At 41.6% G+C, this 26,422-nt stretch carries 27 protein-coding genes; 12 read left to right on the forward strand and 15 right to left on the reverse strand.

Going from position 1 to position 26,422, the window contains the following annotated elements; genetic code table 11:
- Positions 1 to 146: 146 nt before the first annotated feature.
- Both VHE99_05545 and VHE99_05550 read right to left on the reverse strand, forming a co-directional pair.
- Positions 147 to 341: a hypothetical protein gene (locus VHE99_05545; GenBank protein HVV68480.1), complete on the reverse strand. Its 195-nt coding sequence runs from the start codon at positions 339 to 341 to the stop codon at positions 147 to 149.
- A gap of 261 nt (positions 342 to 602) precedes the next feature.
- Positions 603 to 884 carry a S24 family peptidase gene (locus VHE99_05550; protein HVV68481.1) on the reverse strand — a complete coding sequence of 94 codons (282 nt, stop codon included), beginning with the start codon at positions 882 to 884 and terminating at the stop codon, positions 603 to 605.
- Between VHE99_05550 and VHE99_05555 the strand changes: the two genes are divergently transcribed.
- On the forward strand, positions 883 to 1,053 hold the full coding sequence (locus VHE99_05555; protein HVV68482.1) for a hypothetical protein: 171 nt from the start codon (positions 883 to 885) through the stop codon (positions 1,051 to 1,053). The two genes, VHE99_05550 and VHE99_05555, sit on opposite strands and share 2 nt — an antisense overlap.
- Before the next feature lie 206 nt (positions 1,054 to 1,259).
- Here the strand turns inward: VHE99_05555 and VHE99_05560 are convergent, their stop codons facing one another.
- Both VHE99_05560 and VHE99_05565 read right to left on the reverse strand, forming a co-directional pair.
- Positions 1,260 to 1,670, reverse strand: coding sequence for a VUT family protein (locus tag VHE99_05560; protein ID HVV68483.1), 411 nt, complete (start codon positions 1,668 to 1,670; stop codon positions 1,260 to 1,262).
- Between the two features lie 95 nt (positions 1,671 to 1,765).
- Complete coding sequence (locus VHE99_05565; protein ID HVV68484.1) at positions 1,766 to 2,632, reverse strand: LysR family transcriptional regulator; 867 nt, start codon at positions 2,630 to 2,632, stop codon at positions 1,766 to 1,768.
- 132 nt (positions 2,633 to 2,764) lie between these two features.
- Between VHE99_05565 and VHE99_05570 the strand changes: the two genes are divergently transcribed.
- On the forward strand, positions 2,765 to 3,208 hold the full coding sequence (locus tag VHE99_05570) for a hypothetical protein (protein ID HVV68485.1): 444 nt from the start codon (positions 2,765 to 2,767) through the stop codon (positions 3,206 to 3,208).
- A 251-nt stretch (positions 3,209 to 3,459) separates the two neighbouring features.
- The gene (gene zapE / locus VHE99_05575; protein ID HVV68486.1) at positions 3,460 to 4,512 is read left to right on the forward strand and encodes a cell division protein ZapE; all 1,053 of its coding nucleotides are present in this window, start codon (positions 3,460 to 3,462) and stop codon (positions 4,510 to 4,512) included.
- 42 nt (positions 4,513 to 4,554) lie between these two features.
- On the opposite strand, the gene infA is transcribed toward zapE, so the two are convergent.
- From infA to VHE99_05590, 3 genes are all read right to left on the reverse strand, one after another.
- A complete protein-coding gene (infA, locus tag VHE99_05580) occupies positions 4,555 to 4,815 on the reverse strand; it encodes a translation initiation factor IF-1 (GenBank protein HVV68487.1) in 261 nt (86 codons plus the stop codon).
- 127 nt (positions 4,816 to 4,942) lie between these two features.
- Entirely contained in the window at positions 4,943 to 5,953 is a 1,011-nt protein-coding gene (trxB, locus tag VHE99_05585; GenBank protein HVV68488.1) for a thioredoxin-disulfide reductase, read from the reverse strand.
- Between the two features lie 17 nt (positions 5,954 to 5,970).
- Entirely contained in the window at positions 5,971 to 7,146 is a 1,176-nt protein-coding gene (locus VHE99_05590; GenBank protein ID HVV68489.1) for a ribonucleotide-diphosphate reductase subunit beta, read from the reverse strand.
- 163 nt (positions 7,147 to 7,309) lie between these two features.
- Here VHE99_05590 and VHE99_05595 point away from each other — a divergent pair, with 163 nt between their 5' ends.
- Complete coding sequence (locus tag VHE99_05595) at positions 7,310 to 8,167, forward strand: HEPN domain-containing protein (GenBank protein ID HVV68490.1); 858 nt, start codon at positions 7,310 to 7,312, stop codon at positions 8,165 to 8,167.
- 392 nt (positions 8,168 to 8,559) lie between these two features.
- Here VHE99_05595 and VHE99_05600 read toward each other — a convergent pair whose 3' ends face one another.
- Both VHE99_05600 and VHE99_05605 read right to left on the reverse strand, forming a co-directional pair.
- Entirely contained in the window at positions 8,560 to 9,477 is a 918-nt protein-coding gene (locus tag VHE99_05600) for a replication initiation protein (GenBank protein HVV68491.1), read from the reverse strand.
- A gap of 45 nt (positions 9,478 to 9,522) precedes the next feature.
- Positions 9,523 to 10,098 carry a carboxymuconolactone decarboxylase family protein gene (locus VHE99_05605; protein HVV68492.1) on the reverse strand — a complete coding sequence of 192 codons (576 nt, stop codon included), beginning with the start codon at positions 10,096 to 10,098 and terminating at the stop codon, positions 9,523 to 9,525.
- 222 nt (positions 10,099 to 10,320) lie between these two features.
- On the opposite strand from VHE99_05605, the gene VHE99_05610 reads away from it, so the two are divergent.
- The 3 genes from VHE99_05610 to VHE99_05620 are packed head-to-tail and all read left to right on the forward strand — an operon-like array spanning position 10,321 to position 12,052.
- Positions 10,321 to 11,184 (forward strand): dioxygenase, encoded by an 864-nt coding sequence (locus tag VHE99_05610; GenBank protein HVV68493.1) that lies wholly within the window; start codon positions 10,321 to 10,323, stop codon positions 11,182 to 11,184.
- 10 nt (positions 11,185 to 11,194) lie between these two features.
- On the forward strand, positions 11,195 to 11,632 hold the full coding sequence (locus tag VHE99_05615; protein HVV68494.1) for a lipocalin-like domain-containing protein: 438 nt from the start codon (positions 11,195 to 11,197) through the stop codon (positions 11,630 to 11,632).
- Positions 11,633 to 11,689: 57 nt separating this feature from the next.
- Positions 11,690 to 12,052, forward strand: a complete 363-nt coding sequence (locus tag VHE99_05620) for a hypothetical protein (protein HVV68495.1) — start codon at positions 11,690 to 11,692, stop codon at positions 12,050 to 12,052.
- A gap of 184 nt (positions 12,053 to 12,236) precedes the next feature.
- Here VHE99_05620 and VHE99_05625 read toward each other — a convergent pair whose 3' ends face one another.
- Complete coding sequence (locus tag VHE99_05625; GenBank protein HVV68496.1) at positions 12,237 to 15,065, reverse strand: ribonucleoside-diphosphate reductase subunit alpha; 2,829 nt, start codon at positions 15,063 to 15,065, stop codon at positions 12,237 to 12,239.
- Between the two features lie 266 nt (positions 15,066 to 15,331).
- Entirely contained in the window at positions 15,332 to 16,258 is a 927-nt protein-coding gene (locus tag VHE99_05630; protein HVV68497.1) for a nucleoside phosphorylase, read from the reverse strand.
- A gap of 346 nt (positions 16,259 to 16,604) precedes the next feature.
- Here VHE99_05630 and VHE99_05635 point away from each other — a divergent pair, with 346 nt between their 5' ends.
- Together VHE99_05635 and VHE99_05640 are read left to right on the forward strand one after the other, a co-directional pair.
- Positions 16,605 to 17,342, forward strand: coding sequence for a murein L,D-transpeptidase catalytic domain family protein (locus VHE99_05635; GenBank protein ID HVV68498.1), 738 nt, complete (start codon positions 16,605 to 16,607; stop codon positions 17,340 to 17,342).
- Positions 17,343 to 17,555: 213 nt separating this feature from the next.
- Entirely contained in the window at positions 17,556 to 18,680 is a 1,125-nt protein-coding gene (locus VHE99_05640) for a hypothetical protein (protein HVV68499.1), read from the forward strand.
- Between the two features lie 28 nt (positions 18,681 to 18,708).
- Here VHE99_05640 and serS read toward each other — a convergent pair whose 3' ends face one another.
- Genes serS through VHE99_05660 form a run of 4 tightly spaced genes read right to left on the reverse strand, consistent with a single transcriptional unit; the run spans position 18,709 to position 21,524 of the window.
- On the reverse strand, positions 18,709 to 19,983 hold the full coding sequence (gene serS / locus VHE99_05645) for a serine--tRNA ligase (GenBank protein HVV68500.1): 1,275 nt from the start codon (positions 19,981 to 19,983) through the stop codon (positions 18,709 to 18,711).
- Positions 19,984 to 20,036: 53 nt separating this feature from the next.
- Positions 20,037 to 20,339, reverse strand: a complete 303-nt coding sequence (locus VHE99_05650) for a DUF190 domain-containing protein (GenBank protein ID HVV68501.1) — start codon at positions 20,337 to 20,339, stop codon at positions 20,037 to 20,039.
- Positions 20,336 to 20,710: a fluoride efflux transporter CrcB gene (crcB, locus tag VHE99_05655; protein ID HVV68502.1), complete on the reverse strand. Its 375-nt coding sequence runs from the start codon at positions 20,708 to 20,710 to the stop codon at positions 20,336 to 20,338. The genes VHE99_05650 and crcB overlap by 4 nt, the downstream gene beginning before the upstream one ends.
- A 13-nt stretch (positions 20,711 to 20,723) precedes the next feature.
- Positions 20,724 to 21,524, reverse strand: a complete 801-nt coding sequence (locus VHE99_05660; GenBank protein ID HVV68503.1) for an RMD1 family protein — start codon at positions 21,522 to 21,524, stop codon at positions 20,724 to 20,726.
- A 343-nt stretch (positions 21,525 to 21,867) separates the two neighbouring features.
- On the opposite strand from VHE99_05660, the gene VHE99_05665 reads away from it, so the two are divergent.
- The 3 genes from VHE99_05665 (at position 21,868) to ctaD (ending at position 26,422) form a co-directional block, all read left to right on the forward strand.
- A complete protein-coding gene (locus tag VHE99_05665) occupies positions 21,868 to 23,418 on the forward strand; it encodes a c-type cytochrome (GenBank protein ID HVV68504.1) in 1,551 nt (516 codons plus the stop codon).
- 275 nt (positions 23,419 to 23,693) lie between these two features.
- Positions 23,694 to 24,818: a cytochrome c oxidase subunit II gene (gene coxB, locus VHE99_05670; GenBank protein HVV68505.1), complete on the forward strand. Its 1,125-nt coding sequence runs from the start codon at positions 23,694 to 23,696 to the stop codon at positions 24,816 to 24,818.
- Positions 24,815 to 26,422 carry a cytochrome c oxidase subunit I gene (gene ctaD / locus VHE99_05675; protein HVV68506.1) on the forward strand — a complete coding sequence of 536 codons (1,608 nt, stop codon included), beginning with the start codon at positions 24,815 to 24,817 and terminating at the stop codon, positions 26,420 to 26,422. The genes coxB and ctaD overlap by 4 nt, the downstream gene beginning before the upstream one ends.

The raw sequence follows: 26,422 nt of genomic DNA on the forward strand, positions 1-26,422 counted from the left end.
CACTGACTTTTTTGATAGTAAAGCCGGGCAAATTTAGGATAAAATCCCGTTGGGGCATTTTTAATCTCCTTTTTCTCATCCAATCAATGAGTAAGGTATATTATTTTTGATTAAAATGCCCCCTTAATTAGGGGAGAGCCAATGCTTTAGTTGCAGGTGTAGCCAATCATTTGCGCATCTTCTGCTTTTAGATTATTTAGAATATCTTTTTCCTTCATTATTTCATCAGCAGTTTTGATAATAACATTTTTTTGCCCTTTCTTGCGTAAAGCAAATAACATTTTATCTTGCTGTTCAGATAAATGTTGTGCCAATATTTTATATTTTGGATTGTTTATCATAAGGTATCCTAAATAAGTCAGGGCGCGTATATCACGAGGAGAAAATTGGTCAACTAAATGATCACTGGCTAAAATTTCTTCTGGCTTAGCTTGAAAAATTGAATTTTTATAAATTAATTGCGCAGTAATTATGTATTCATCAGTGTCGGTTAGACTAATTTCAACGACACGATAGGCTGGGATGTAGCTTGGTTTTTGGTATAATGAAGATAATTCTTTAACTAAATTACGGATCTTCGTAAGTATTTTTTTTTTAACATTTCAAATATCCTCCAACATTTTCAATTGGTCTTCGGGTAGAAGTTTATTTCTAGACTCTATTAAACAAGCTATGACCTGGTCTTTTTTATCTAAGAATCGCATTTTAAATAAACTGAGATCAGGATTCAGAGGTTTTAAATAATGATCGTTGCCGTCTATAATTAATTGTCTAAAGAAGTAGCGATTATTTTCTTCTAGTCTGACTAGGATATAGCTTCGATCTCGAGGTTGTCTTTCGGGATCAAAGATCAGCAATGCGCCTACCTGAAAAGCAGGTTCCATGGAAGAATCATCGAGTACTAAGGCAAAGCAATTTGGGCTTAAATTTCCTAGCGTTACTATTTTTTTATCGGAAGATTTAATAGCTGATGGCCAGTTATCCAGTTGTTTCCAACTGATGATAGGTATTGATATAAGTAATTTATTTTCTGAATCAATAGCGGATTTTTGATAAGCTGTTCAACTGAAATTGAAAAAATTTAGCAATAGGTTTTAAAGATGATTCATAGGGTCGCGTGGATTTGCCGGTGATGAGTCTGTGAATAGTTGGGGGAGGTATATTGACCTCCCGAGCTAAATCAGCGGGCTTGAGATCGCGTTCAAATAAAAGTTTTTTTAGAACCTTACCCAGGCTAAGATATTTCTTGGCCATAATCACTAATCTGAAAGACTGAATTTAAATGGATTAAAATTTGTGCCATGGTCATATACATCTAAACCTTCTTTCTTCTTTAAATAATTAACCACCAATACAGCAGGTCCGCCGCCGACGATAGAATAGGAAACGCGCACAAATAAATCAGAGAAGTATAACTGAGATACAGCAGAAAACGGAAGATTATGAAAAATTATAGAGTATACTAAGGTTAAAGTGATTAGGTCACCTATTAAGCAGGCAAAGATACTCCTTAACCAGAAATATCTACCCCTAGTTAACATTTTTAATTTAGTAATCGTATATAAATTCAAAAAACGGCCACAAAAGATAGCAAAAACCATGGAAGGAGCACCTTCCAACAATTCGCCAAAAACTTTTTCAAAAGATAAGCCAAAATAAGTAAGGGGCATTGAATCTCGCGCAGATAATTTGTTAAATCAAAGACTGAATTCTCTTCGGCAAAGAATTTATTGCGCATTCCCATGTTTACTCTATGAGGTGGAGTTCATTTACTCTCAGTATAAAAATCAATAAAGCGCCGAATTTTAGGTTGTAAGTAGCGGTTTGGTAAATAATAGAGGTAAATTGTCCGCTGTGAATCATTGTATTCCTGCAAGATTTCAACCAGCAGTTTCTCTCGCAGTGCTTCCTCAGCAATATTTTCTAATACTTTGATAATCCCTATACCTTGGATGGCGCATTCCAACATGGTATGACTGTCGTTGAGCCATAAAATCGGTTCTAAATATAATTCTTCATTATTTTTAAACTGAATGATATCTGGTTTTCGCACGGCATGCGTGATGTAACGATGATTGACTAGATCGGCAGGTTTTGCTGGAGTGCCATATTTTTTCAGATATTCTGGCGATGCGCATAACACATAGCGGGTAGTTGCCACGCGACGGCGCACTAAACTGGGTGGCCCTTCCAGGGATGTGCCAAATATAATATCGACGTTTTCTTCCTCTAGGTCTGGGAACCTTTCTGCCAGTTCAAAGCGGATTTTAAGCTTTGGGTTTTGCTGCATAAATTCCGCCAAGCGTGGGAAAAAAAATTCTTCAATGTAAAAACGATTGCCCATCACATTTAAAATCCCTACAGCTTCTGATTGGCTGCCGGCGATAGCCGTTTCTGCTTTAGTAATTTCGTGTAAGGCATTTTTACAATATTGAAAATATTGTTTTCCTGCTTCAGTGAGGGCTATGCGTCTTGGAGTGCGCACGAGTAGCTGTATTCCCAGAGAGGCTTCCAATTTAGCGATCTGTCGGCTAACTGCCGAGGTAGATATCCCTTGTTTCTTGGCAGCGGCGGCGAAGCCATGTTCTTGAATGACGGAGACGAAAGTGGCAATTTGCTCGAATTTGCTCATTTAATAGCCCAATAGTTGCAATTTTGTCAACTAACATTAACCTTTTTGGCCATTTATTGCAATTTGTTTTATTGTTAGTATCTCAAAAGTGTAAATAGTGAATTTTAAGGTATATAAATTAAGAGGTGTGTTATGTCAGATGAAAAAACAAATAAAACAACAAATACGGACCAAGATATTAAAAATATGGTAAGAGATTTTACTACTCAAGCTGCTGCTGCGGTTGGACTAAGAAAAGAGATAGTTGGTCGTGATTTTAAATGGACTAGGGAAGCAGTCGATGCAATAGTCTCTTTAACCGAAGAGGAAGCTGAACAAATAACCGAAGAATTGCTAAAAGCGGGTGATGCTGAGATTGATGAATTAGATATACAAACTAAAGAGCTTGATCCAGTAGACCACGATTATATAGAAACTGAGCTATTTCCCCGAAGTCCAGCCTTTTTCAATAAAGGAAAAAATAATTTTTCACTATTTGGGAGTTCATCTTCTGATGATGATTTATTTCAAGAAGAGTTAGAAAATTCTCACCTTACCCGCTCTCCATCTTCACCTTCGCCATTTAAGGGTATCTGAAGGTGCAGCTCGCATTTTCGTTGAATTTTGCAGCGATTCTAGTGATGCGCTATGAAGCCGCTAGATTATTAGGTGAAATTTGAAGACAAAGTAATTGCAGTGTTGAAAAAGCGCGAAAAGGGTGAAAAGCAAGAAACAGACCTTGGTGAAAAGTTCGGGGTTGAGTTAAGATAGTTCTTCAATAGCACACTTTTTAAAATTTAGTATTTTTTGAACACCCATACCAGAAAAGAAACCATTAAACTATCAGCATGACCCCCTTAGAATACTATCAAAAAAAAATCGCTGCTGGAGAAATCCTAGAAGACCGGCAGCAATTAACTGCCATCGAAAAATTTGAAGCGATCTATACTGCGCTGCTTACTGAGCCGCAGGGTTTTATTTCCCAATTTCGAAAAAAATCACCACCGCGTGGGTTGTATCTATGGGGTAGTGTTGGAATTGGCAAAACCTTCTTGATGGATACTTTTTATTATTGCCTGCCATTTGAAGATAAACTACGCATCCATTTTTATGCATTTATGCGTGAGGTGCACCATGAGCTACGGGCATTGCAGGGCACTAAAAATCCATTGCAGATGATAGCGAAAAACTGGGCGCGCAAAACCAGAATTATTTGCTTTGATGAATTGATTATCACCGATATCGCAGATGCGCTGTTGTTGGGTGGTTTACTACAAGCATTGTTTCAACAGGGAATTTGTTTAATTGTTACGGCTAATGTGTCACCTGATGATTTATATAAAAATGGCTTACAGCGTGAATTATTTTTACCGGCTATTGCTGAGATTAAAGCTAGGCTAGATGTCGTGCATTTACAAATCGTCGATGATTATCGTGCTAATTATCGTAATCAAACTAAATATTATTGGTATCCGTTGACCACCAAGACCTTGGAAAATATGGAGCAGTGTTTCGTTGGGTTTTCTCATGGTATTGCTTTGGATTTTGCGCCATTGCTGATTAACAATCGCAGTATCCGCATTAAAAAGCAGGCAGGCTCTGTGGTATGGTTTGATTTTATGGATATTTGCGGTATTCCTCGCAGTCATGAAGACTACTTGGCGATCACGAAAAAATTTGACACTATTTTGGTTAGCAATCTCACTAAGATCGGTGAAAATGATAATGATTTGGCGCGTTCCTTTATACGTTTTATCGATGTGCTGTATGATGCCAAAACGCGTCTAGTGATTGCAGCTGCACAACCTATAGCAGAGATTTATACCTCGGGTCAGTTATTGTTTGAATTTGCGCGTACGTGCTCTAGACTGACCCAAATGCAATCTGGGGAGTGGGAATGAAATAGTAGAGTAACTGTAACTATTCGGCACAGGACTGAATAGCTATGATGAGGGTTCGGCGGGAGCTGTTTCAGATTTTTTCTTATCGAGATTACGATAGATAATGCGTCCTTTTGTCAGGTCATAGGGTGTCATTTCCACGGTGACGGCATCACCTGTCAGAATTCGGATGTAGTTTTTACGCATTTTTCCCGAAATATGCGCTGTGATGACATGACCATTTTCTAATTTAACGCGAAACATGGTATTGGGCAGAGCTTCAACCACCACCCCTTCCATTTCAATTTGATCTTCTTTTGGCATAAAAATTAAGGCTTAAATAATTAAAACGGTGATGATGCCTTAAATGTAGTAAATAAGCAACTTTTCCTTGGTAAAAAGAGAATTTAATAATAAAAATGGTTTAAAATAATTTTGGCTCTCTGAAGACTCACTGTGAATGCTTCTCTAAAGCTGCATTTGCCGATTGTGTGGCACCTTCCTGTGATTCCAGCGCTTCCAAATATTTTTCTGCATCCAGCGCTGCCATACAACCCGTGCCCGCAGAAGTCACTGCCTGTCGATAAACTGAATCCGCCACATCTCCTGCCGCAAAAACGCCGGGTACGCTGGTGGCGGTAGCATTACCGTGGGCGCCGCCGTGGGTCAGAATATAACCATTTTTCATATGCAACTGATCGATAAATATATCGGTATTGGGTTTATGGCCTATGGCAATAAATACGCCTTGCAAATCTAAGGTTTTGGTTTCATCAGTTTGGACATTTTTAATACGAATACCGGTCACACCACTGTCATCGCCTAAAATCTCATCGGCAACATGATCCCAAGCAATAGTCACATTTCCGGTTTTGCTTTTCTCCAACAAGCGGTTAGCGAGAATTTTCTCAGCGCGGAATTTATCGCGGCGGTGGATAACGGTGACGTGTTTAGCGATATTGGATAAATATAAGGCTTCTTCAACTGCGGTGTTACCGCCGCCGATCACTGCCACGTTCTGGTTTTTGTAGAAAAATCCATCACAAGTCGCGCAGCCGGAAACGCCGCGACCCATAAATGCGGCTTCTGATTCCATGCCCAGATAAATAGCCGAAGCACCGGTGGCAATGATTAAGGCATCACAAGTATATTCGTGGGATTCTCCGATTAAATAGAGCGGTCGCTGTTGGAAGTCTACTTTGCGAATATGGTCAAACACCACTTCCGTGTCAAAACGCTGCGCATGTTTTAACAGACGTTCCATCAAGGCCGGCCCCTGTAATCCCTCAATATCACCAGGCCAGTTGTCGACTTCAGTGGTGGTCATTAATTGACCGCCTTGTTCAAGGCCAGTAATCAGGACGGGTTTTAAATTGGCGCGCGCGGCATAAATGGCGGCGGTATAGCCGGCGGGTCCAGAGCCCAGAATAATCAGGCGATGGTGTTTGATGTTTTTTGTCATAAAATATTTACCTATGATTAAGCTTCATCATCCCACTTCAGCGTGCCGCCGGTTTGATATTCGGTCACTCGGGTTTCAAAGAAATTCTTCTCTTTTTTAAGATCCATCATTTCACTCATCCACGGGAAGGAATTCTCAGCTCCCGGGAATAGCTCCGGTAAACCAATCTGTGCACAACGACGATTGGCAATATAACGCAAATAGGTATGGAACATTTCAGCATTTAACCCCAGGATACCGCGTGGCATGGTATCTACGGCATACTGATATTCTAGATCTACGCCAGAGCGGATCATATCTTGGGCTTCTTGTTGCAGCTCTGTCGTCCATAGGTGTGGGTTTTCAATTTTGATTTGGTTGATGACATCAATGCCGAAATTCATATGCATCGACTCATCGCGCAGAATATATTGCAGTTGTTCGGAAGTTCCCGTCATTTTGTTGCGTCGTCCCAGTGAGAGTATCTGGGTGAAGCCTACATAGAAAAATATTCCTTCAAAAATCACATAAAAGGCGATCAGGTCACGCAACAACCGTTGGTCATCTTTGGGGGTACCGGTGTGGAAAGCCGGATCGCTGAGGCTTTGGGTATAGTTTAATGCCCAGGCCGCTTTGTCAGCCACTGAAGGTATTTCATGGTACATATTGAACACTTCACCCTCATCCAGCCCCAGACTCTCGATAATGTGTTGGTAGCTGTGGGTGTGCAGCGCTTCTTCAAACGCCTGGCGTAGTAAGTATTGGCGACACTCGGGATTGGTGATATGGCGGTAGACGGCTAGTACCAGATTATTAGCGACTAGAGAGTCGGCAGTTGAGAAAAAACCTAAGTTGCGTTTGATGATGCGGCGTTCATCTTCGGTTAAACCGTTGGGGTCTTTCCAGATGGCAATATCCGCCGCCATATTGATTTCGCCTGGCATCCAATGGTTGGCGCAGGCCGCCAGGTACTTTTCCCAAGCCCAGCGGTATTTAAACGGCACTAGCTGATTCAGGTCAGCCCGACAATTGATTATTTGTTTGTCATCCACGCGCACACGCGCCATGCCTAATTTGACGGCTTCCAAACCAGTTGCACCGCCGTTTGCTGAGTTGGTGGCTGCTATTGCATTTGCCTGCGTCAAATCCGGTTCAGGCATGGGTGGGGTCTGACTGTCATTGTCATTGAATTCATTCCAGTTTAGTAAACTCATGATTGCTCCGGTATATTAGGTATTGATTCTTTAGTAGAAGAGGCATTAAATGAATATACGCATCATCCAAGTCGGGGTCAAGAATTGCGGTGGTTCATTTAAATGCAGGATATCTTGCCTTCGAAACCTACTTTATTTGTAAAAAAATAATTCAGGAAGACTGATGAAAAACAGCCTAGAATATCTTCCAAGCAATAAACAAATCGAACTCGCTGACATAGTTAAGATCATTATGGAAATCTCCATGCCCGAAATGATTATCTTGTTTGGTAGTTACGCGCGTAATGAATGGGTAGAGGTTAAATACGATGAAAATTATTATCGCTATCAAAGTGACATTGATATTTTGGTCATTGTTAAAACGCATAGTGAATCAACCCAGGCAAAACTTGAGCGTGATATAGAGGAGAGGATTAGAAAAAATGTGGATATTAAGACTCCGGTATCCGTTATTGTAAATGATATTGATTTTGTAAATAAGCGTTTGAGCAGGGCGCAATACTTTTTTACTGATATTAAAAATGAAGGTGTTTTATTATATGACTCTGCGAAGTTTCAATTAAAAGAAGCAAGAGAGTTATCGCCAGCAGAAAGAAAAAAATTTGCACAGGAAGATTTTAATTATTGGTTTTCAAAAGCTGAAAAGTTTATATCTGGGTTTCGATTTTATTTGCAAAATAAAGACTATACTGAGGCAGCATTTTTATTGCATCAAGTAACCGAGAGATTATATTCGGGTATTTTGCTAGTCTTTATTCGATATAAACCCAATACGCATGATCTGTATGTATTAAGAAAACTAGCTAATTCAGTTGATTATCATTTAGCACAAGTGTTTCCCCTGGATAATGCAGAAAATAAAAGATTATTTAAACTACTTAAAAAAGCCTATGTAGAAGCACGTTACAGACCTAACTATACAATTACTCATGATGAGTTGATGAAGTTATATGAACAAGTTGAGAAACTAAATAAAGTGGGTGAATTAATTTGTCATGAAAAGATAAACAGTTTCATTTGAAGGTGGCTATTCATACGTTTCTCCTGGTGTTGCATAGTTACTAATCCTTTTTAGAAACTTTATGCCGACGCATTATTCCAATTAAGGATTGGGTAATAGGTGTTTCCGTTTTAATTGTGGCTTGATGTGGTAATGAGGTTTTTTCTGCCAATAATGTAAAATACTCTGCAACTATTTTTGATATAGATTTATGATGAGTCGCTGAATAATTTTTTGCGAAATTAATTAAGTCTTTGTTGATTCACAAAGTTAGTTTTGTTTCTTGGTTCATAGTGCGCATTAGTACGTCTAAATATTCTATATTATACGTCCTCGTTTCTTAGAGGCAATACAAGAGGTAATTTTACTCGCAAAATTTTTTTGTTAAACGCTTTAAGGCGTGTGTAGTTTTGTTATTGGCTTAAATTTAACAATTCATTTTGAACCCAATCAAACCAAACATCGGGGCAATCAAAAGCCTCTTCATCTAAAACAATACCTGTTGTTTTCGCCGCTTTAATGGCTTTATTGAATAATTTACGACGCAGTGGCGTATCGGCATTTAGGAGATAGCTGTAAGCTTTTTCTAATTCAGGATTGTCAATAAAAAATATCGGTCTTTTCGGAGGGATCACCGTCGCCACATCAGTTAGTCGCGTCAGTTTTCTTTTAGGAGTCATTTCAAACATCACATGGGTTACTTTCATGCCTTTTTTTTGCAGATGAAACTTTACAGCAAAACTGGCATAGGCATTAATCTCATACAGAGCTGGCATTAATACAAAACGTTTGAAATCACCGAAATTAGAGAATTTTTTTTCTAAAGTGAGCAAGCGGTCGCGTAAATCGGTTGCTTCTAATGTCAGCGTTTTTTGATTTGCAAAATGTGCTTGGCTTAAAATTTCATATAGTAGATTGCTATATTTTTGCGTAAAATGTGCTTGAATTAGACATTTTTCTAAGGTTAAAGGTTGAGTAAATAGCCAGCAGCAATAGTCGGAATATGCGTAGTGTAGCTCCTGTTTTTGTTCATCCAGTTCACCATGTTCTAATAAACTGGTCACAATCCATTTTTGTGGCTCAGATTGGAATTCGATTAAGGTTCTCAATAATCTTCTGAGTGATTCTTTCACCGGCATTGCTAGTGGTATGTTGGTGCCGTAAACACCCTTTAATTCAGCTAAAGGTAGGGTAAAATTTTGGGTTTTCTTTAATTGGGGTAGGGCATGAAGTAATAAATAATTATACAGCCTTCTATCGGATAAAGTTAAAGGCATGCTGCTGCTTAATAATAGATGGGTGGTTACTAAATTTTTTGGGATTGAGGGCATAGAGATACCTTTATAAATATTTTCATATTGTCATCCACATAGCTGTCATCCTGAAGTGGGCGAGCTGAGCCCCGCTAAAGGATTAGTCGTCTCAATGGGAGTGCGTGTGCCATTAAGAAAACGCGATACCATATTATAAAATCCGATATTCAAAATAAGCTCACAGCCTTGTGCATGATTATACAGGCTAAATAAATTTTTAAATGTCTCATCCTGTAAATGATTAGTCAATGTTAATTCATCCGCTACCTGACAAATAAAATTTTCTTCTGCATTTAAACTTCTCACTGGATTTTCATGACAGACAATTTCCATCTCTTCATCTGTAATTCCTGCCGTTTGACCTAAAAAAACATGTTGATGCCATTCGTAGGGTGCTTTGGTCAGATAGGCGACTCGGAGAATAGCAATTTCGCGTGCGCGCGGACTGAATTTACCTTGTTCTAAAAAAGATTTAGCTAGTTGTATAAACGGCGGCAGGCTTTGCGGTAAATGTGCAAACATACGAAACACGTTCAGTGCCGGTAAATTTTTCAGAAAATCTCGGGTTTCCTGTGGTAGATCATGATCTTCTGGCAATGGCACAGATATAATGGACTTATCGTCTTCTTTATTTAGCATAGATTACCTCATGTTAAGTTAAGGGAGCATATATTAAGAATTTCATTAAGAATATTGAAATAATTAAATTCTTAATATATTATAGCTTCTGTTATCTACTCAATCAAGGACTAAAAATATGGAAGCACTTTATCTTACTTCTCGTGCTCAAGATATCAACCACATTGAACTTAAGGTGCTGGAAAAGTCTACACCCAAAATAAATCACATAGGAGAATTATCATGGAAAAACCTTATTTAAAACCAGAACAACTGACAGCCAAAGTATTAGGTGCTTATTCCGCGATTGCCAATCCTAGAGTCCGAGAATTAATACAAGCTTTAATTAAACATTGGCATGCCTTTGTAATTGAAGCCAAACTCAGTGAAAGCGAATGGGAATATGCTTGGCAATTTCTTACTCAGATGGCAGAGATGACGCATCAAGGCCAAAATGAATTTATTCTGGCAGCGGATGTGCTAGGTGTCAGTCAGCTGATAGAAATGATTAATCATCCGCCAGAAGCCACTCAAGTGGGCTATGCTTTATTAGGTCCGTTTTATCGTGAAAATCCACCTTGGAGAGACAGAGGCGCATTTATTGGCACAGAAGACACAGAAGGTGAGCGTGTATTCATCACTGGAAAAGTAGTCAATGCATCAGGTCAGCCGATTGCCAATGCCGTTGTCGATGTTTGGCAGGCTGCAACCAATGGTTTTTATGAGAATCAAGATCCTAATCAAACAACAATGAATCTTCGCGGCCGTTTTAAAACCGATAATGATGGTACTTATGAATTGTTTGCATTGATGCCTACACCTTATCCGGTACCTACGAATGGCCCTATTGGTGATTTATTAGCGATTGCTAATCGCCATCCCTATAGACCTGCGCATATTCACTTTATTGTATCGGCACCGGATTTTGAAACCTTGGTGACACAGGTTTTTGTGGCTGGAGATAAAATCATTGCGACGGATGTGGTGTTTACAGCAATGGAGAATATGATCGGTCATTTTAAAAAAGCCAAGGATTATTTTTTATTGGAGTACGATTTTCAGTTAATTCCAGGTGAATCTACTTATCCTGAAGCACCAGTCAAATAAGGAGAGCGGCATGTCAAATATAGCAAAGCAATTTATAGGCGTATGGCGGCTCATCAGTTGTAGCCAAACTGATCCTGATGGTCAGGTTTCATATCCTTGGGGTGCCGATGCCATAGGTTATATTATCTATATGTCCAATCAAATAATGGCAGTGCAAATTATGCGTCCGAATAGAGCATTATTTATTGTCGATGACTTTATGTTAGCTCAAGCGGAAGAGTGTCATACATTGCCGCAAAATTATAATGCTTATTTTGGAACATATGAAATTGATGAAGCAAAAAACACGGTTATTCATCACATCCAGGGACATCTTTTTCCCAATTTGGTAGGGAAAGATAATATCAGACAATATCATTTTGATGGCAATCGCTTATTGTTAACTACGGTAGGCAGCAACATTAAACGTGATATGTTGTGGGAACGGGTAACGGCTCACACTCTTTGAGAAAAGGATGTACTTCTTCTTAGCTCTATTTTATTTACTATTTCAGAGGAATTTCTTATGCCACAAATTATATTTGAACACTCAGCTAATCTAATCAATATTGATTATCAAAATTTATTTGCAGATATCTACCAAGTGATGGCGCGGTTACCGAATATAGGTACCTGTAAAATTCGTGCTGTTGCCCAAGAGAATTATTATATCGGTACGGAAAATGGTGAAAATGCTTTCGCCTTTTTGCGAGTATTAATGAAGCCAAGGAAAGAGCGCACAAATCAATTTAAAGAAAATATAGCTAAAGATTTAATTCCCATTGTTAAACGCTATCTTGATCCGATAAAGAAACAGCAAGGAATTAAATGCTTTCCGACGGTAGAAGTTGGGGAGTTATCTGAACAATATTATTGGGTTGAGGATTAGATTTCATGGTTGTTACTTGTATATCCGACACACACTTGTTCCAATAAAAAATATACAGAACATGAAGCATTGTCATTCCCGCGCAGGCGGGAATCTATTTCTTTTCTGGCATAGAGCCAAAATCAGGATAGATTCCCGCCTGCGCGGGAATGACAGTATTTTTTATAGGGGAGAGCAGTTACAACTATTGACACGCCTCACAATCTGGATTATCGATAGAACATGCAGCCCCTGTCGTCATTTTTACTGCATTTAAATTGTTAGTTGCTAAAGTAGATTTTTCTGCATTAGTAGCTCCCAATGTACGCAAATAATATGTCGTTTTTAAACCACTCAACCAAGCCATGCGGTAAAGCACATCGAGTTTTTTTCCAGAAGGCTCAGATAAATACAGATTGAGTGATTGTGACTGATCTATCCATTTTTGACGTCGCGAGCCCGCTTCTACCAACCAGCGTGGTTCGATTTCAAAAGCAGTGGCATAGAGAAGTTTCAACTGATCTGGAATGCGGCTAATATTTTTGACGCTGCCGTCGTAATATTTTAGATCATTAATCATGACATCATCCCATAAGTTCAACTTTTTGAGATCACGTACCAGATAAGGATTCACAATGGTGAATTCACCGGACATATTCGATTTCACAAACAGATTCTGATAAGTCGGATCAATCGATTGTGAAACACCGCAGATATTGGAAATAGTTGCGGTTGGCGCGATGGCTAAGGTATTGGAATTACGCATACCCACCGTAGCAACACGACGACGTAAACTATTCCAGTCCAGCGTTTGGCTGCGATTCTGTTCTAAATATTGGCCGCGTGCAGCTTGCAGGCGTTCTATAGAATCAATGGGTAATATGCCTTGGCTCCATAGCGAACCTTCATAGCTTTCATAAGTACCACGTTCTTCGGCTAGGTCAGTTGATGCTTGAATAGCATAATAACTGATGGTTTCCATGCAGCGGTCAGCGAATTCCACCGCGGCTTCTGAAGCGTAGGGAATGTGTTGTTGATACAGTGTATCGTGGAATCCCATGATGCCGAGTCCCACTGGGCGGTGGCGCAGATTAGACTGGCGTGCTTGCGGTACGGTGTAAAAATTGATGTCTATGACATTGTCCAGCATACGCATGGCGGTTTTCACCGTGCGTTTTATTTTGGTGACGTCCAGACCTTGGCCGTTAGTCTGCATATGGTTGACCAAATTGATGCTGCCCAGATTACATACAGCAATTTCACTGGCTGAGGTGTTGAGGGTAATTTCGGTGCATAAATTGGAGCTGTGCACGACGCCAGCATGTTGCTGTGGTGAGCGCAGGTTGCATGGATCTTTAAAAGTGATCCAGGGGTGGCCGGTTTCAAAGATCATGCTCAGCATTTTGCGCCATAGTGTCGTTGCACTGATAGTTTTAGCGCGTAGTTCCCCACGTTGGGCTTTCGCTTCATAAGCGCTATAGGCTTTTTCAAAGTCCAGGCCAAAGCGATCGTGTAAGTCAGGCACATCGTTGGGTGAAAACAACGTCCAATCCTGACCTTCAAATACACGCTTCATGAATAAATCAGGTATCCAGTTGGCGGTATTCATGTCATGGGTACGGCGGCGTTCATCACCGGTGTTTTTGCGCAATTCTAGAAATTCTTCTATATCCAGATGCCAGGTTTCCAGGTAAGCACAGACTGCACCTTTGCGTTTTCCGCCTTGATTGACAGCAATGGCTGTGGCATCAGCGACATTCATAAATGGTACGACACCTTGCGATTTGCCATTGGTGCCCTTGATATGGGCCCCCATGGCACGTACCGGTGTCCAGTCGTTGCCAAGGCCGCCGGCGTATTTGGATAACAAGGCATTGTCGCGGATGGCGCCGTATATCCCCTCTAAGTCGTCTGGCACTGTGGTTAGGAAGCAACTAGAGAGCTGCGGGCGTAAAGTGCCGGCATTGAACAGGGTAGGGGTGGAGCTCATGAAATCCTGGGAAGACAGCAATTGATAAAACTCAATGGCGTATTGTTCACGGTTTTTAGTTTCGGCAACGGCGAGCCCCATAGCAACGCGCATAAAAAACACCTGCGGTAGTTCAAAACGTGTGCCGCGCGAATGCAGAAAATAGCGGTCATACAACGTTTGTAAGCCAATATAGGTGAATAGCAGGTCTTGTTTGGCATCCAGCGCTTTGCCGAGGATATCCAAATCAAAACCGGCGAGTCTTGGGTCCAAAAGTTCCAATTCGATACCGCGGGCTATGTAACGCTTGAAGCATTCAGGATACAGCGCCTGCATGGCGTCCAGTTGATGATGGGCGGTGGATAAATTTAAAAAGCCTAGCACTTCGCTACGTAACTGATCGAGTAGCAGGCGAGCAGCAACATAGGTGTAATTAGGTTCTTTTTCCACCAGGGTGCGTGCGCTCATAATCAAAGCTTTTTGCACGTCACTTAAGGGGGCGCCGTCGAATAAGTTACGTCGGGTGTCGGTAAGAATCAGTTCGGGTTCAACCTCGGTGAGGTTTTGACAGGCATCTTGCACCACTTGGTTCAGCCAGGCATGGTCAAGCGGGGCTTTTTGTCCATTGGGCAAAGTGATAGTGAAACCGGTTGTGGTATCAGATGCATCAGCTTGTAGTTCGGCATTGCGGGCTTTACGGCGTTCTTCTCGATAAAGCACGTAGGAGCGTGCGACTTGATGTTCGCCGGCGCGCATGAGTGCTAATTCCACTTGATCCTGGATGGTTTCAATATGGATAGTGCCGCCTTGTGGCAGGCGGCGTTTGAAGGCTTCGGTAATGTGGCGGGTCATTTCGGCGACGGTATGGCGTATGCGTGCCGAATCAGCGGCTTGCCCGCCTTCTACCGCTAGAAAGGCTTTGGTAATGGCAACAGTGATTTTGCTGTCGTCATAGGGGGTTACACCGCCATTGCGGCGGATGACGCGTAGCAGGCCGGGGGTGGTGGCAGCCAATTCGTCGTGAAGGTTGTCTAATTTTTGTTCATTTACACGGGATGAATTCATAGCGATGGGGGTAGAGGTTTCCATCTGGGTTATCTCCTATTGATTAGTCAATGCATGTCCTTTGTGTTGTGGGTTCTGTCCTGATCCGTTGGGGCATTCTTGAGTGTTAAACGTTTCCAAACCCAAGATATTGTAGTTGGCTGATGAGCAAACCACAAGATGATGTGTAGGGGAGTTTTGGTAAGTTATTGAAAATTTGAGAAATGAAATTTTAGAAGCATTGTCATTCTCGCGCAGGCGGGACAGTGTTTTTTATAGGAGCAGCTTTACACAGCCAAACACACCTGGTCATGCTGGAGTTTGCTCAAGCTCTCTGGAATGGTCAAAATTTTTGGTAACGTGGATTCAATCAATTGATGCATAGATTTAGTAGGGTTTTTGCTGACGTCCCCGGTTGCTCGGTTAGCGACCAATACGGCTATAGTACAACAATGGTGTCCCAGCATTTCACCTAAACCATAAAGGGCAGAAGCTTCCATTTCCAGATTCAGGATACGCTCGCCATGAAAAGAAAAGCTACGTAGATTATCTAGCAGATTGGGGAAACTGGAGCCAGCGCGTAGTAATCTACCCTGAGGCGCAAAAAAACCCGCCGCGCTGATGGTGATGCCTTCGAGAAATCCGCTTTTAAGGTGGTTGTAGAGTTGTTCGCAGCTTCTGACAAAATAGGGTTTGCATAATTCGCGTGCTCTAGGAATGGCTTCCAGAAAGGCAGACAGCCCATCTATTTCTTCGTCAGTAGGCAAAAATTCATAAAAATTTAATAATAAATCCATGCCTATGGCATAGCGTGAAATAATAAAGGAATCTACAGGAATATCAGCGTTCAAGCCGCCGGAAGTACCTAATCTGATGATGTTGAGGGTTTTATGAGCGGGTTTTACCACACGCTCTTTGAGATCGATATTTACCAGGGCATCGAGTTCATTCAGCACTATATCAATATTATCGGTGCCAATGCCGGTGGAAATGACGGTGAGGCGTTTTTTTTCCAGCCAGCCGGTATGGCTGACGAATTCGCGGTGCTGCCTTCTTAGCTCAATCTCGTCAAAATATTGGCTAATTATTTCCACTCGCTCGGGATTACCAACGCAGATGACCGTATCAGCCAAATCTTCGGGTTTTAATCCTATATGGTAAATGCTCCCGTCTTGTTGCAGCATGATGTCTGCAGGTTTAATCGATTTATTCATCTGATACCTTACCTATGCATTGCATTATAGTTGCATTATAGACGTTTCTACTTTTTATTTTAGTATAGATGCTAGCATATTCCAGCTTATGGCAGTATTAAATTATTGTAATTAAAGCAACTCTTGACCCGTAATATTAGGGTAAAAAAAGCTTGGCAAAGGGGAAAAAACTGTGTAAAATGTACTCAAATCTAGTGGTTTTGTTATATTAATCAATAGGTTATTGTTCAGGTGCCCAACACCATAATAGTACAAACAACGGCCATATTTTGAGCCTCGCTTCGCTCTTTACGGATGCTCAAAATATGGTCGTTGTTTGTTCAAAATGAACGCTTAAGAGAGGTAAATGATGAAACGATGGTTGGTTCCTATTTTTGCTATATTAGCTCCTGTGACTTATGCAACCGCCAGTGTTGGGACTAGTTCAGATAGTAATGTAAATATTGATACCCAGATGCCTGCTTTGCAGGCTGCAGCCGGAAATTTAAACCCACAAGTACTTAAGTTGGCACTAGATGCTTACAATTGCGCTAAGTTATCTGGTGTATCTAAAAGTCAGACTTTGACCATCATTGATTATTCGCTGCCGGCAGCGCAAAAGCGTATGTGGGTATTTGATCTGGCCAGCAGTAAGTTATTGTTCAATAATGTGGTTGCACATGGTCAGGGCTCAGGTAGCAAAGTGAGTGCAAATTTCTTCTCTAACCAGTCTAGTACGCATGCTTCCAGTATTGGTCTTTATGTGACAGGTACTACCTATACCGGTCACAATGGTTATTCCTTAAAACTTAAGGGACTGGATGCAGGATTTAACGATAAGGCGGAAGCGCGTAGTATTGTCGTTCACGGCGCTTCTTATGTGAGTGACCAAATTGCTAAGACGGGTCAATTAGGCCGCAGTTGGGGTTGCCCTGCTGTGCCGCAGAAGCTAGCACAGCCTATTATTAACACTATTAAAGATCGTACTTTGGTATTTGCCTATTATCCAGATAATGCTTGGTTGAAACAGTCTAAATACTTAAATTGCCCAGCTGCTACTTTGATGGCTAATAATCAGACGGTTAAAGCTAATTCTGAAGCTTAACCTTTCCCTATAATTATCCCGCCTTTTGAAATGGTGTGGCCTAGGGTCACACCATCTTCTTTTTAATGTTCACTTGCCATCTTATCAATATTAATCAAATGGTTACCAATATAAACTCTGTAAGTGACCAATTTACGAGTCGTAAAGTTGCGAGTCGTAAAGTTGCGAGTTATAATTGACCCGTTTTGTAAAACTACAGGCAAGGTGTAGATAATGCGTTTAAGAGATTATTTCCCTTTAGGAATAGCGTTTAACGATGCTTTTTGCAATCGTAAAAAGGAAATTGGCGTACTGATAAAAAATATACAAAATGGCAAACATACTTTGTTGATAGCAACTCGCAGATATGGAAAATCCAGTCTGGCCTTACGGGCACTTAAACTCAGTAATCTGCCGTATGTTGAGCGCGATTTCTACATGGCTAGAAATGAGAAAATCATAGAATCTTATATATTAACCGCTGTAGTAGATCTAATAGGTAAGGCGTTGGGTCCCATTGATAAATTAATAGCCTCTATCAAAAGCTATGTAAAACATCTTAAGCCCAAATTGGAAATTGGTTCTTCGGCACTTAAGCTTGAATTAACCACTGACTTGGAAACAGATCCGGCGACTAATGTCAAAGAAGGGTTGTTATTATTAGAGCGTTTATTAGCTGAAAAGCAAAAGCAAGTCGTGTTGTTAATGGATGAATTTCAGGAAGTAGGCGTGATTGCGCAGGGTAAAGGCATTGAAGCGGCTATTCGTCATGTCGCACAACAGACGCGTTATATCACCTTTATATTTTCTGGCAGTAACCGTAAGTTACTTAAGACTATGTTTGAAGATGAAACACGTCCGCTGTATAAGCTTTGCTGGAAGTTGCCATTGCAAAGGATTGCTACTGCTGAATACAGTGTACATTTGCAAAAAGCTGCTAAATCAGCTTGGAATCAATTGCTCGAAGAGGTTGTAGTGCAAAAGATACTCTCATTGACAGAAAGACATCCGTTTTATGTGAATAAGCTTTGTGATCGGCTATGGACATATTATAGCAAACCACCGTCGATCACTGAGGTAGAAAAAGTTTGGCTGGAAATTGCGGCAGAAGAAAAAAGTGATGCAGTGAAAGAAATCTCGCTATTATCGATGGGTCAAAAAAACGTTTTATTGGAAATTGCAAAAAATGTGGAGCATCTGACCGGAAAAAAAACGATTTTGGCTTTGCAGATGTCCAGCAGTTCAATTATCACTGCTTTGGAAGGCTTAGAGGAGAAAGATGTGATTGAAAGAGTAGACGATCAGTATCAGATTATTAATCCGGTAGTTAAGTTTTATGTTTTAAAAAGCTTATCCTAAGCACAGCTCAGGATAAGCTACTGACAATTTATTCAATCACCTGCAGATGATCCATATAAGGTTGCAGTGCTTGAGGAATGTAGATTTTACCTTGCTCATCCTGATAATTTTCCAAAATAGCAACCAAGGTGCGTCCTACTGCTAAAGCCGAACCATTTAATGTATGCACAGGTTCAGGTTTTTGTGTTTCTGGATTGCGCCAACGTGCTTGCATGCGCCGTGCCTGAAACGTTTCAAAATTGCTGCAGGAGGAGATTTCGCGATAGCAGTTTTGGCTAGGTAACCAGACTTCTAGGTCATAGGTTTTGGCTGAGGAAAAACCTATATCGCCAGTGCAAAGCGCCATCACGCGATAGGGTAGTTCTAAGCGTTGCAATATCACTTCTGCATGTTGGGTCAATTGTTCTAGGGTTTCGTAAGAAGTGGCGGGCGGCACGATTTGCACCAATTCCACTTTTTCAAACTGATGGTTGCGGATCATGCCGCGCGTATCTTTACCGTAAGAGCCCGCTTCACTTCTGAAGCAAGGTGTGTGGGTCACAAATTTTAATGGCAGATCTTTGGCGTCAATAATCATATCGCGGACTAAATTGGTTACAGGCACCTCCGCCGTCGGGATCAAACTATAACCCCAATCACCCTGGACATTAAATTGATCGGCTCGAAATTTAGGTAACTGGCCGGTGCCGTAAAGACTCTGTTCATTCACCAAATAAGGCACATAAACTTCTTTATAACCATGTTCTTTGGTATGTATATCCAACATAAATTGAATGAGCGCACGTTGCAGACGCGCCAGTTTATCGTGTAATACCACAAAACGCGCACCGGATATTTTAGCGCCGGCGGCAAAATCCATCAGTGCTAATTTTTCACCTAAGTCAATGTGATCTTTAGGTTTAAAATCGAATTGTCGAACTTCTCCAAAACGTCGTACTTCTACATTATCCGCTTCGTTTTTACCTTCGGGTACAGAGGAATGTGGCAGATTAGGAATTTCCAGATAGCGTTCTTGTAAGGTTTGCATGACAGCAGCTAATTTGGTTTCTTGATTTTCTAATTCTTTGTTGTAAGCTTCAGCTTGGGTAAGCAAATCATCTACATTTTCACCTTTAGATTTTTTTTGGCCGATTTGTTTGGCAATGAGATTGCGTTGGTTTTGTAATTCTTGTGTGGCGGTTTGCAATGATTTGCGAGTGGCTTCTAGTTGTTGTAATGCAGTAATATCCAGCATGTAGCCGCGTGTGGTGAGACGTGCGGCGATATCTGCTAATTGTTCGCGAAATAGTTTTGGATCTAACATAAAGGTAGGCTCATGTGTTGTGAATATCTGTACTTCAATCTGGTTTAATTAAATTAATAACCCTTCCCTTCCCAGCTAACCACATGCCCTTGTCCAGCCAGGGGAACGAGGAATTCAAGTGCCTTAGCCACTTTCTCCGGGACATCAAAAAATTCAATCACCAGTGGTAAATTTAATGACATGCTCAATATTTCATTGCTGTGCATGGCGCCGGACTTACCAAACCCGCTGATGGCGCGAAATACGGTAACGCCAGATACTTTAATTTCATTATGCAAATAATTCATAATGGCATTGAGCAATTTATCGCCTTCAGTCACATAAATCCGCACCAAGGTGATTTGAGTTGCATTCATAAATTTCTCCCTATATATACGCCAATGAAGGTTGCCAGTAAACACAGTACCAGACTTGACGCCACATTGAATAGTGCACTGGTTAAGTCACCTTGCTCAAATAGATTAAACGTATCCAGGCTAAAACTGGAAAAAGTCGTAAATCCTCCCAAAAAGCCGATTAAAACTGCCGCGCGCCAAATGGGTAAAGTAGCTAAACGTTCTATAAACAACATACTTAAAAAACCGATCAAGAGGCAACCCAATACATTCACACATAAAGTTCCCAGGGGAAATTTAATGCCAGTCCATTGATTAATCCCCTGCGACATGACAAAACGTAACATCGATCCTAATGCGCCGCCTGCTGCTATGACGAGGAGTTGATACATAAACTTAACTTCACTAAAAAAAATGTATCTGAAACAGGCTGATGAAAATTTCCATTAAAATCAATAAAATTATAATGGTTTCCAACATACTGCTGTGCAGATGGTGCAGCTGTGTATTCAGCATATCAATGATTTCATGCAACACATCTAGTTTGCGATTTAAAGCATGCGCGCGTCTTGGTACATCTAAGTATTTTTCCGTCATCACATAATTGGTTTCTAGATTGGGAAATTGCCAGAAATATTCGGGCATTTCTAAGTATTCACTGCTGAGATTGACATCGCTGCGTTCTAAAAAGATTTCACCCATGCGTTTAGAGATGGCGCGGTGAGAGAGTCTAATTCTGCCGCGTTTGGCCAGTTCTTCAGGTATTTTTTCATTTTGCTTAATCATTTTTTGGATAGCTTCTTCATAAGCAGCCAGCTTAATAGATTGGGCTAGGCCGTAAGAAATAGCGAGTTTAATCGCGACGCTATTAGATTCAAGCTCGATAATGTCGATATTAAAACGCTCATGCACATAAATACGGGTACGTTCACCCAGGCGAAAGGAAAAACTGTCCATTTCTACTCTATCCAAAAGCGCAATGGAAAATTTTTGTATTTCTGCCATAAGCTGCAGTTCTTGCTTCCGGGTTAATGCCCAGACCACCATGCAGCCTTGCGGAAAACAAAAGATATCACCAGGTTGGCCGTTTTTGCAAAGGTGCAGCACATCACGGTAAAACCGGGTTTGATATTGCCTACTTTTGAAATAAGCTACCATTTCATTCAATTGGTAGTTTTTTGCCGTGCAATAAGATATACAGCGCATAATCCCTCGCTTTTTAAATCCTTCGTAACTGTAACTGCTTGTCAGTCGTCCCGCAGGATGCCAGGAAGACGGATCATATTGCGTGCGAGCAGTTACTTGTAACTCTAATCAGAGGCAGATTTGGTATAGTCAAACATATGATTCTACCAAGTCAAGTGTATTTTAGCACTGCATACCCTAGGTCACAGATGGGAGAGGGAGCTACAGAGCCAAGCGAGGAAAAAATGCTGCCATTGAATTACACGAGAACTCAACCTCTTGCGCATCCTTAGTTGCAGCATATATACTCGCGACCTCAGGGTCTTTGTGCCTTCACATGCGGTGAACAGACTAAGGATAAAGAATGTACAGCTACTTTTACTCACAGGCAAAACTGGGCGGCATAGCCCTTCGGTTTATTGCGCGTTCCGTAAAATGGATAGTTTTGGGTTTGAGCCTGTTTTTTACTACTTTATGCTTTGCGGATGAAGCGGCTAATGCGGATAAATACGCTGAAGTGCCCTATCCTCCCGTAAATTATGGTACAGGTCCTCAGGCGGACAGCATTAAGCGGGGTGAGTATCTCGTGAAAGCAGGTGACTGCATCGCCTGTCATACGAATGTCGGTGGCAAACCATTTGCGGGGGGTTTACCTATCAAGACGCCTTTTGGCACCATGTATGTTCCCAACATTACTTCTGACCAAGAAACGGGTATAGGCAATTGGTCGGATGACGATTTCGTGCGTGCTATGCACGAAGGTATTTCTAAAAAGGGGCATTATTATTTTCCGGCTTTCCCGTTTATGTATTTTGATAAAATGAGCCGCCAAGATGTGCTTGATATCAGAGCTTATTTAAATGCCATACCTGCTGTCCACCAGCCAAACCGTCCTTTGGATATGCCATGGCCTTTCAGCTGGCGAGAGTTGCAGAGTTTTTCGCGCTTCTTATTCTTTGATTTTAGCAAAGGGGAGTTTCAGCCTGATTTGCGCAAATCTCCTGAATGGAACCGCGGAGCGTTTTTGGTTGAAGGCCCAGGTCATTGTGCCATGTGCCATAGTCCGTTGAATTTCTTTGGCTTTGCTAAAAAGAAATATGATTTGACCGGCGGCTTTGTTGATGGATATTCCGCCCCTAATATTTCGGCAAGCGGATTAAAAGATGTGCCCACACAAAAAATTCTCGATGTGTTTTTAAAAGATCAAAAATACACTGGGGGCATGGTGCAAGGTCCCATGTTGCAAGTCAATCATGATAGCCTACGTTATCTGAGTGTAGATGATCTGAATGCGATTGTGACTTATTTACGTACGGTAGAAAGCAAAATGCCGCCGGCGCCTAGCGTAGGAACCGGTGCAAAAGCAGGAGAAGCGATCTATCAAAAATATTGCGCTGGCTGTCATATGAGTGGTGGCGGTGGTGCACCTAAGTTTGGTGATTCAAGTCAATGGGCGCCGTTCCTTGCTGCTGGTATGGACAAAGTTTATACCAATGCCATTCATGGTGTTGGTGGTATGCCTCCCAAAGGCAATTGTGATAGCTGCACAGATGACCAAGTGAAAAATGCGGTAGATTATATTGTGAACAACAGTAAAGGCACTGCAGGCCAATCTCAGGCAGCTGCGCCTGCAGTCCAATCCCTGACTTCACTGCAAAAAGGTAAAGAGGTATATACGGAAGTTTGCTCGGTTTGTCACACCAATGGGCAACTGGGTGCACCCAAATTAGGAGACAAGGAGGCATGGACACCGATCTTACAGAATAATCTCGATGTATTGATCGAACGCTCAATTAAGGGATACAAAGGTCATCCGCCTATGGGAGCGTGTTATCAGTGTAGCGATGCTGATATTATCTCGGCGGTGAAATACATGGCGCAGGAAAGCGGTACAGGAAATTATAAATTGTGGTGATTCTCTTAAAGCCTTAGCATTTTTTCTTCTCCCATCCCACAAGGGGATTCCCTTCGGTCACAGACGGGAGAAGGGAAAATGCCAAGGCTTTAAGAAGAAAACATAACCAGAAGAAGCAGGATCATTTAATTCTCATCAGATTAGATGATAACCAACTAAAACAGGGTGGAAGTTTTTCCGCCCCATCACTAAAAATTAAGATTCAAGAGAGTGAGCCCATGCGCTTGACGCGTAGCCTAAAAATTTTTTTTCTCATATTCCTTGGTTTTCTGGGAATGACCAATGCCCATGCTGACTATACTTTAAATCTCACACCCGGCGTTACGCCTATCAGTCAGGATATTTATAACCTGCACATGACCATTTTTTGGATTTGTGTTGCCATTGGTGTCGTGGTTTTTAGCATTATGTTTTACGCTTTAATCAGGCATCGTAAATCCTTAGGCGTCAAACCTGCAACTTTTCATGGCAACACCCGTATTGAAATTTTTTGGGCAGTCGTACCTTTTTTAATCCTGGTTATTATGGCGGTGCCAGCAACTTTAGTATTAATGCGTATGGAAGATAGCAGTAACGCCGATGTCAACATTAAGGTCACCGGGTATCAGTGGAAATGGCAATACGAATACCTAGATGAAGGTATTAGTTTTTATAGCAATCTCTCAACCCCATTGGATCAGATCAAAAACAAAGCCCCCAAAGATAAGTGGTACTTATTACAAGTCGATAAACCGCTGGTTGTCCCAGTACATAAAAAAATCCGCTTTTTAGTTACCTCCAATGATGTTATTCATTCCTGGTGGGTACCTGCTTTAGGAATCAAACGTGATGCTATCCCAGGCTTTATCCATGAAGCTTGGGCGCGAATTGAAACCCCAGGTATTTATCGCGGACAATGTGCTGAACTATGTGGATTAAATCATGGCTTTATGCCCATAGTGGTAGATGCCCGCAGTGAAGAAGATTATGCGAAGTGGGTACAGGCGCAGAAATCAGGCGCAGCGGAGGCGCAAACCCAAGCGGTAGCAGATAATAACAAAACCTGGACGCAACAAGAATTAATGCAGAGCGGTGAAAATTTGTATAACAGCCAGTGTGCTGCCTGCCATAAACCCAATGGCCTTGGCATGCCTCCTGCCTTTCCAGCACTGGTGGGCAGTAAAATTGCCACGGGTCCGGTTAAAAACCATATCGATATTGTCTTAAATGGTAAACCCGGCACTGCCATGGCAGCATTTGGCAAACAGCTAAATGATGCGGACATTGCTGCCATTATTACTTATGAGCGCAATGCTTGGGGAAATGCTGAACAAAATAAATATGGCAAACATGCAGGCGGCCTAGTACAACCCGCAGAAGTTGCGGCCGCGCGTCAAACAATGAGTGGGGAAACAAAATGAGTGAAAATTCGGTAACGCAAGAACATGAAGTGCACGCTGAGCATGGTCCTGCCTGGTATGGCAAGGGTCTTGGCGCATGGATAAAGCGTTGGGTTTTTACCACTAATCACAAAGATATTGGCACGTTATATCTGTGGTTATCCTGCATCATGTTTTTTGTGGCAGGAACCATGGCGTTATTGATCCGCGCGGAATTGTTCCAGCCAGGCGAGCGTCTACTCAATCCTGATTTGTTTAATTCAATGACCACCATGCATGGTTTAATCATGGTATTTGGTGTGGTTATGCCGGCATTTGTTGGCCTTGCTAACTGGCAGATCCCAATGATGATCGGTGCACCAGATATGGCTTTGCCGCGATTGAATAATTGGAGCTTCTGGATATTACCGTTTGCGTTTACTCTATTATTAAGTACCTTCTTATTACCAGGCTCAGCGCCTAATTATGGATGGACTTTCTATGCACCATTGTCAACCACTTATGGCCCGCCTAGCACAGACTTCATGATCTTTTCCATACACCTGATGGGGATTTCCTCTATTTTAGGTGCTATCAATATCATCGCCACTATCATTAACATGCGCGCTCCAGGCATGCATTATATGAAAATGCCGGTGTTTGTCTGGAGTTGGTTTATCACGGCATTTTTGTTATTAGCGATTATGCCAGTGTTGGCAGGTGCAGTGACCATGATGCTGACTGACCGGCATTTTGGTACCACCTTCTTTAATGCGGCTGGCGGCGGCGATCCAGTGTTATTTCAACATGTATTCTGGTTTTTCGGCCATCCCGAAGTCTATGTGCTGATTTTGCCGGCATTTGGTGTCATGTCAGAAGTCATTCCAACTTTTAGCCGTAAGCCTTTATTTGGCTATCACTTCATGGTCTATGCCATTATGGCTATTGCCATATTGTCTTATATTGTTTGGGCGCATCATATGTTTACGGTCGGTATTCCTCTGGCGGCGCAATTATTCTTTATGTATGCCACTATGTTGATTGCAGTGCCTACGGGAATTAAGGTATTCAATTGGGTCAGCACCATGTATCGGGGTGCTATCACTTTTGAAACACCTATGTTATTTGCTATCGCTTTTGTATTTTTATTTACCATTGGTGGCTTTTCCGGTCTGATGCTCTCGATTGTCCCTGCGGACTATCAGTATCAAGATACGTATTTTGTGGTGGCGCATTTCCACTATGTATTAGTGCCAGGTTCAATTTTTGGCATCATGACCGGCGTGTATTATTGGCTGCCAAAATGGACAGGTAAAATGTATAGTGAAGCTTTAGGCAAATGGCATTTCTGGTTATCGGTCATTGGGTTGAACATCACATTTTTCCCTATGCATTTTCTGGGATTAGCAGGTATGCCGCGACGCATTCCTGATTATGCGCTACAGTTTACGAATTTTAATGCTATCGCTAGTGTCGGCGCATTTATATTTGGTTTTTCACAGTTATTGTTTCTTATAAACATCATTTGGACTATTCGTAAAGGGAGACCGGCAACCGCGCAAGTATGGGAAGGTGCACATGGGCTGGAGTGGCAATTGCCTTCACCCGCTCCGTATCATAGCTGGACAACACCGCCTAAAGTTTGA

Source organism: Gammaproteobacteria bacterium (assembly GCA_035546635.1).
Lineage (GTDB): Bacteria > Pseudomonadota > Gammaproteobacteria > JAURND01 > JAURND01 > DASZWJ01.

What these genes read in the sequence shown, in the direction of transcription:
- VHE99_05660 (HVV68503.1), bottom strand. Translation starts at nt 21,524, where the DNA reads ATGCGCTGTATATCTTATTGCACGGCAAAAAACTACCAATTGAATGAA.
- serS (HVV68500.1), bottom strand. Translation starts at nt 19,983, where the DNA reads ATGTTAGATCCAAAACTATTTCGCGAACAATTAGCAGATATCGCCGCA.
- VHE99_05665 (HVV68504.1), top strand. Translation starts at nt 21,868, where the DNA reads ATGTACAGCTACTTTTACTCACAGGCAAAACTGGGCGGCATAGCCCTT.
- ctaD (HVV68506.1), top strand. Translation starts at nt 24,815, where the DNA reads ATGAGTGAAAATTCGGTAACGCAAGAACATGAAGTGCACGCTGAGCAT.
- trxB (HVV68488.1), bottom strand. Translation starts at nt 5,953, where the DNA reads ATGACAAAAAACATCAAACACCATCGCCTGATTATTCTGGGCTCTGGA.
- VHE99_05605 (HVV68492.1), bottom strand. Translation starts at nt 10,098, where the DNA reads ATGCTAAATAAAGAAGACGATAAGTCCATTATATCTGTGCCATTGCCA.
- VHE99_05625 (HVV68496.1), bottom strand. Translation starts at nt 15,065, where the DNA reads ATGAATTCATCCCGTGTAAATGAACAAAAATTAGACAACCTTCACGAC.
- VHE99_05555 (HVV68482.1), top strand. Translation starts at nt 883, where the DNA reads ATGGAAGAATCATCGAGTACTAAGGCAAAGCAATTTGGGCTTAAATTT.
- zapE (HVV68486.1), top strand. Translation starts at nt 3,460, where the DNA reads ATGACCCCCTTAGAATACTATCAAAAAAAAATCGCTGCTGGAGAAATC.
- VHE99_05640 (HVV68499.1), top strand. Translation starts at nt 17,556, where the DNA reads ATGCGTTTAAGAGATTATTTCCCTTTAGGAATAGCGTTTAACGATGCT.
- VHE99_05610 (HVV68493.1), top strand. Translation starts at nt 10,321, where the DNA reads ATGGAAAAACCTTATTTAAAACCAGAACAACTGACAGCCAAAGTATTA.
- VHE99_05545 (HVV68480.1), bottom strand. Translation starts at nt 341, where the DNA reads ATGATAAACAATCCAAAATATAAAATATTGGCACAACATTTATCTGAA.
- VHE99_05565 (HVV68484.1), bottom strand. Translation starts at nt 2,632, where the DNA reads ATGAGCAAATTCGAGCAAATTGCCACTTTCGTCTCCGTCATTCAAGAA.
- VHE99_05560 (HVV68483.1), bottom strand. Translation starts at nt 1,670, where the DNA reads ATGCCCCTTACTTATTTTGGCTTATCTTTTGAAAAAGTTTTTGGCGAA.
- VHE99_05600 (HVV68491.1), bottom strand. Translation starts at nt 9,477, where the DNA reads ATGCCCTCAATCCCAAAAAATTTAGTAACCACCCATCTATTATTAAGC.
- VHE99_05615 (HVV68494.1), top strand. Translation starts at nt 11,195, where the DNA reads ATGTCAAATATAGCAAAGCAATTTATAGGCGTATGGCGGCTCATCAGT.
- VHE99_05630 (HVV68497.1), bottom strand. Translation starts at nt 16,258, where the DNA reads ATGAATAAATCGATTAAACCTGCAGACATCATGCTGCAACAAGACGGG.
- VHE99_05590 (HVV68489.1), bottom strand. Translation starts at nt 7,146, where the DNA reads ATGAGTTTACTAAACTGGAATGAATTCAATGACAATGACAGTCAGACC.
- crcB (HVV68502.1), bottom strand. Translation starts at nt 20,710, where the DNA reads ATGTATCAACTCCTCGTCATAGCAGCAGGCGGCGCATTAGGATCGATG.
- VHE99_05570 (HVV68485.1), top strand. Translation starts at nt 2,765, where the DNA reads ATGTCAGATGAAAAAACAAATAAAACAACAAATACGGACCAAGATATT.
- VHE99_05550 (HVV68481.1), bottom strand. Translation starts at nt 884, where the DNA reads ATGGAACCTGCTTTTCAGGTAGGCGCATTGCTGATCTTTGATCCCGAA.
- VHE99_05595 (HVV68490.1), top strand. Translation starts at nt 7,310, where the DNA reads ATGAAAAACAGCCTAGAATATCTTCCAAGCAATAAACAAATCGAACTC.
- VHE99_05635 (HVV68498.1), top strand. Translation starts at nt 16,605, where the DNA reads ATGATGAAACGATGGTTGGTTCCTATTTTTGCTATATTAGCTCCTGTG.
- coxB (HVV68505.1), top strand. Translation starts at nt 23,694, where the DNA reads ATGACCAATGCCCATGCTGACTATACTTTAAATCTCACACCCGGCGTT.
- infA (HVV68487.1), bottom strand. Translation starts at nt 4,815, where the DNA reads ATGCCAAAAGAAGATCAAATTGAAATGGAAGGGGTGGTGGTTGAAGCT.
- VHE99_05620 (HVV68495.1), top strand. Translation starts at nt 11,690, where the DNA reads ATGCCACAAATTATATTTGAACACTCAGCTAATCTAATCAATATTGAT.
- VHE99_05650 (HVV68501.1), bottom strand. Translation starts at nt 20,339, where the DNA reads ATGAATGCAACTCAAATCACCTTGGTGCGGATTTATGTGACTGAAGGC.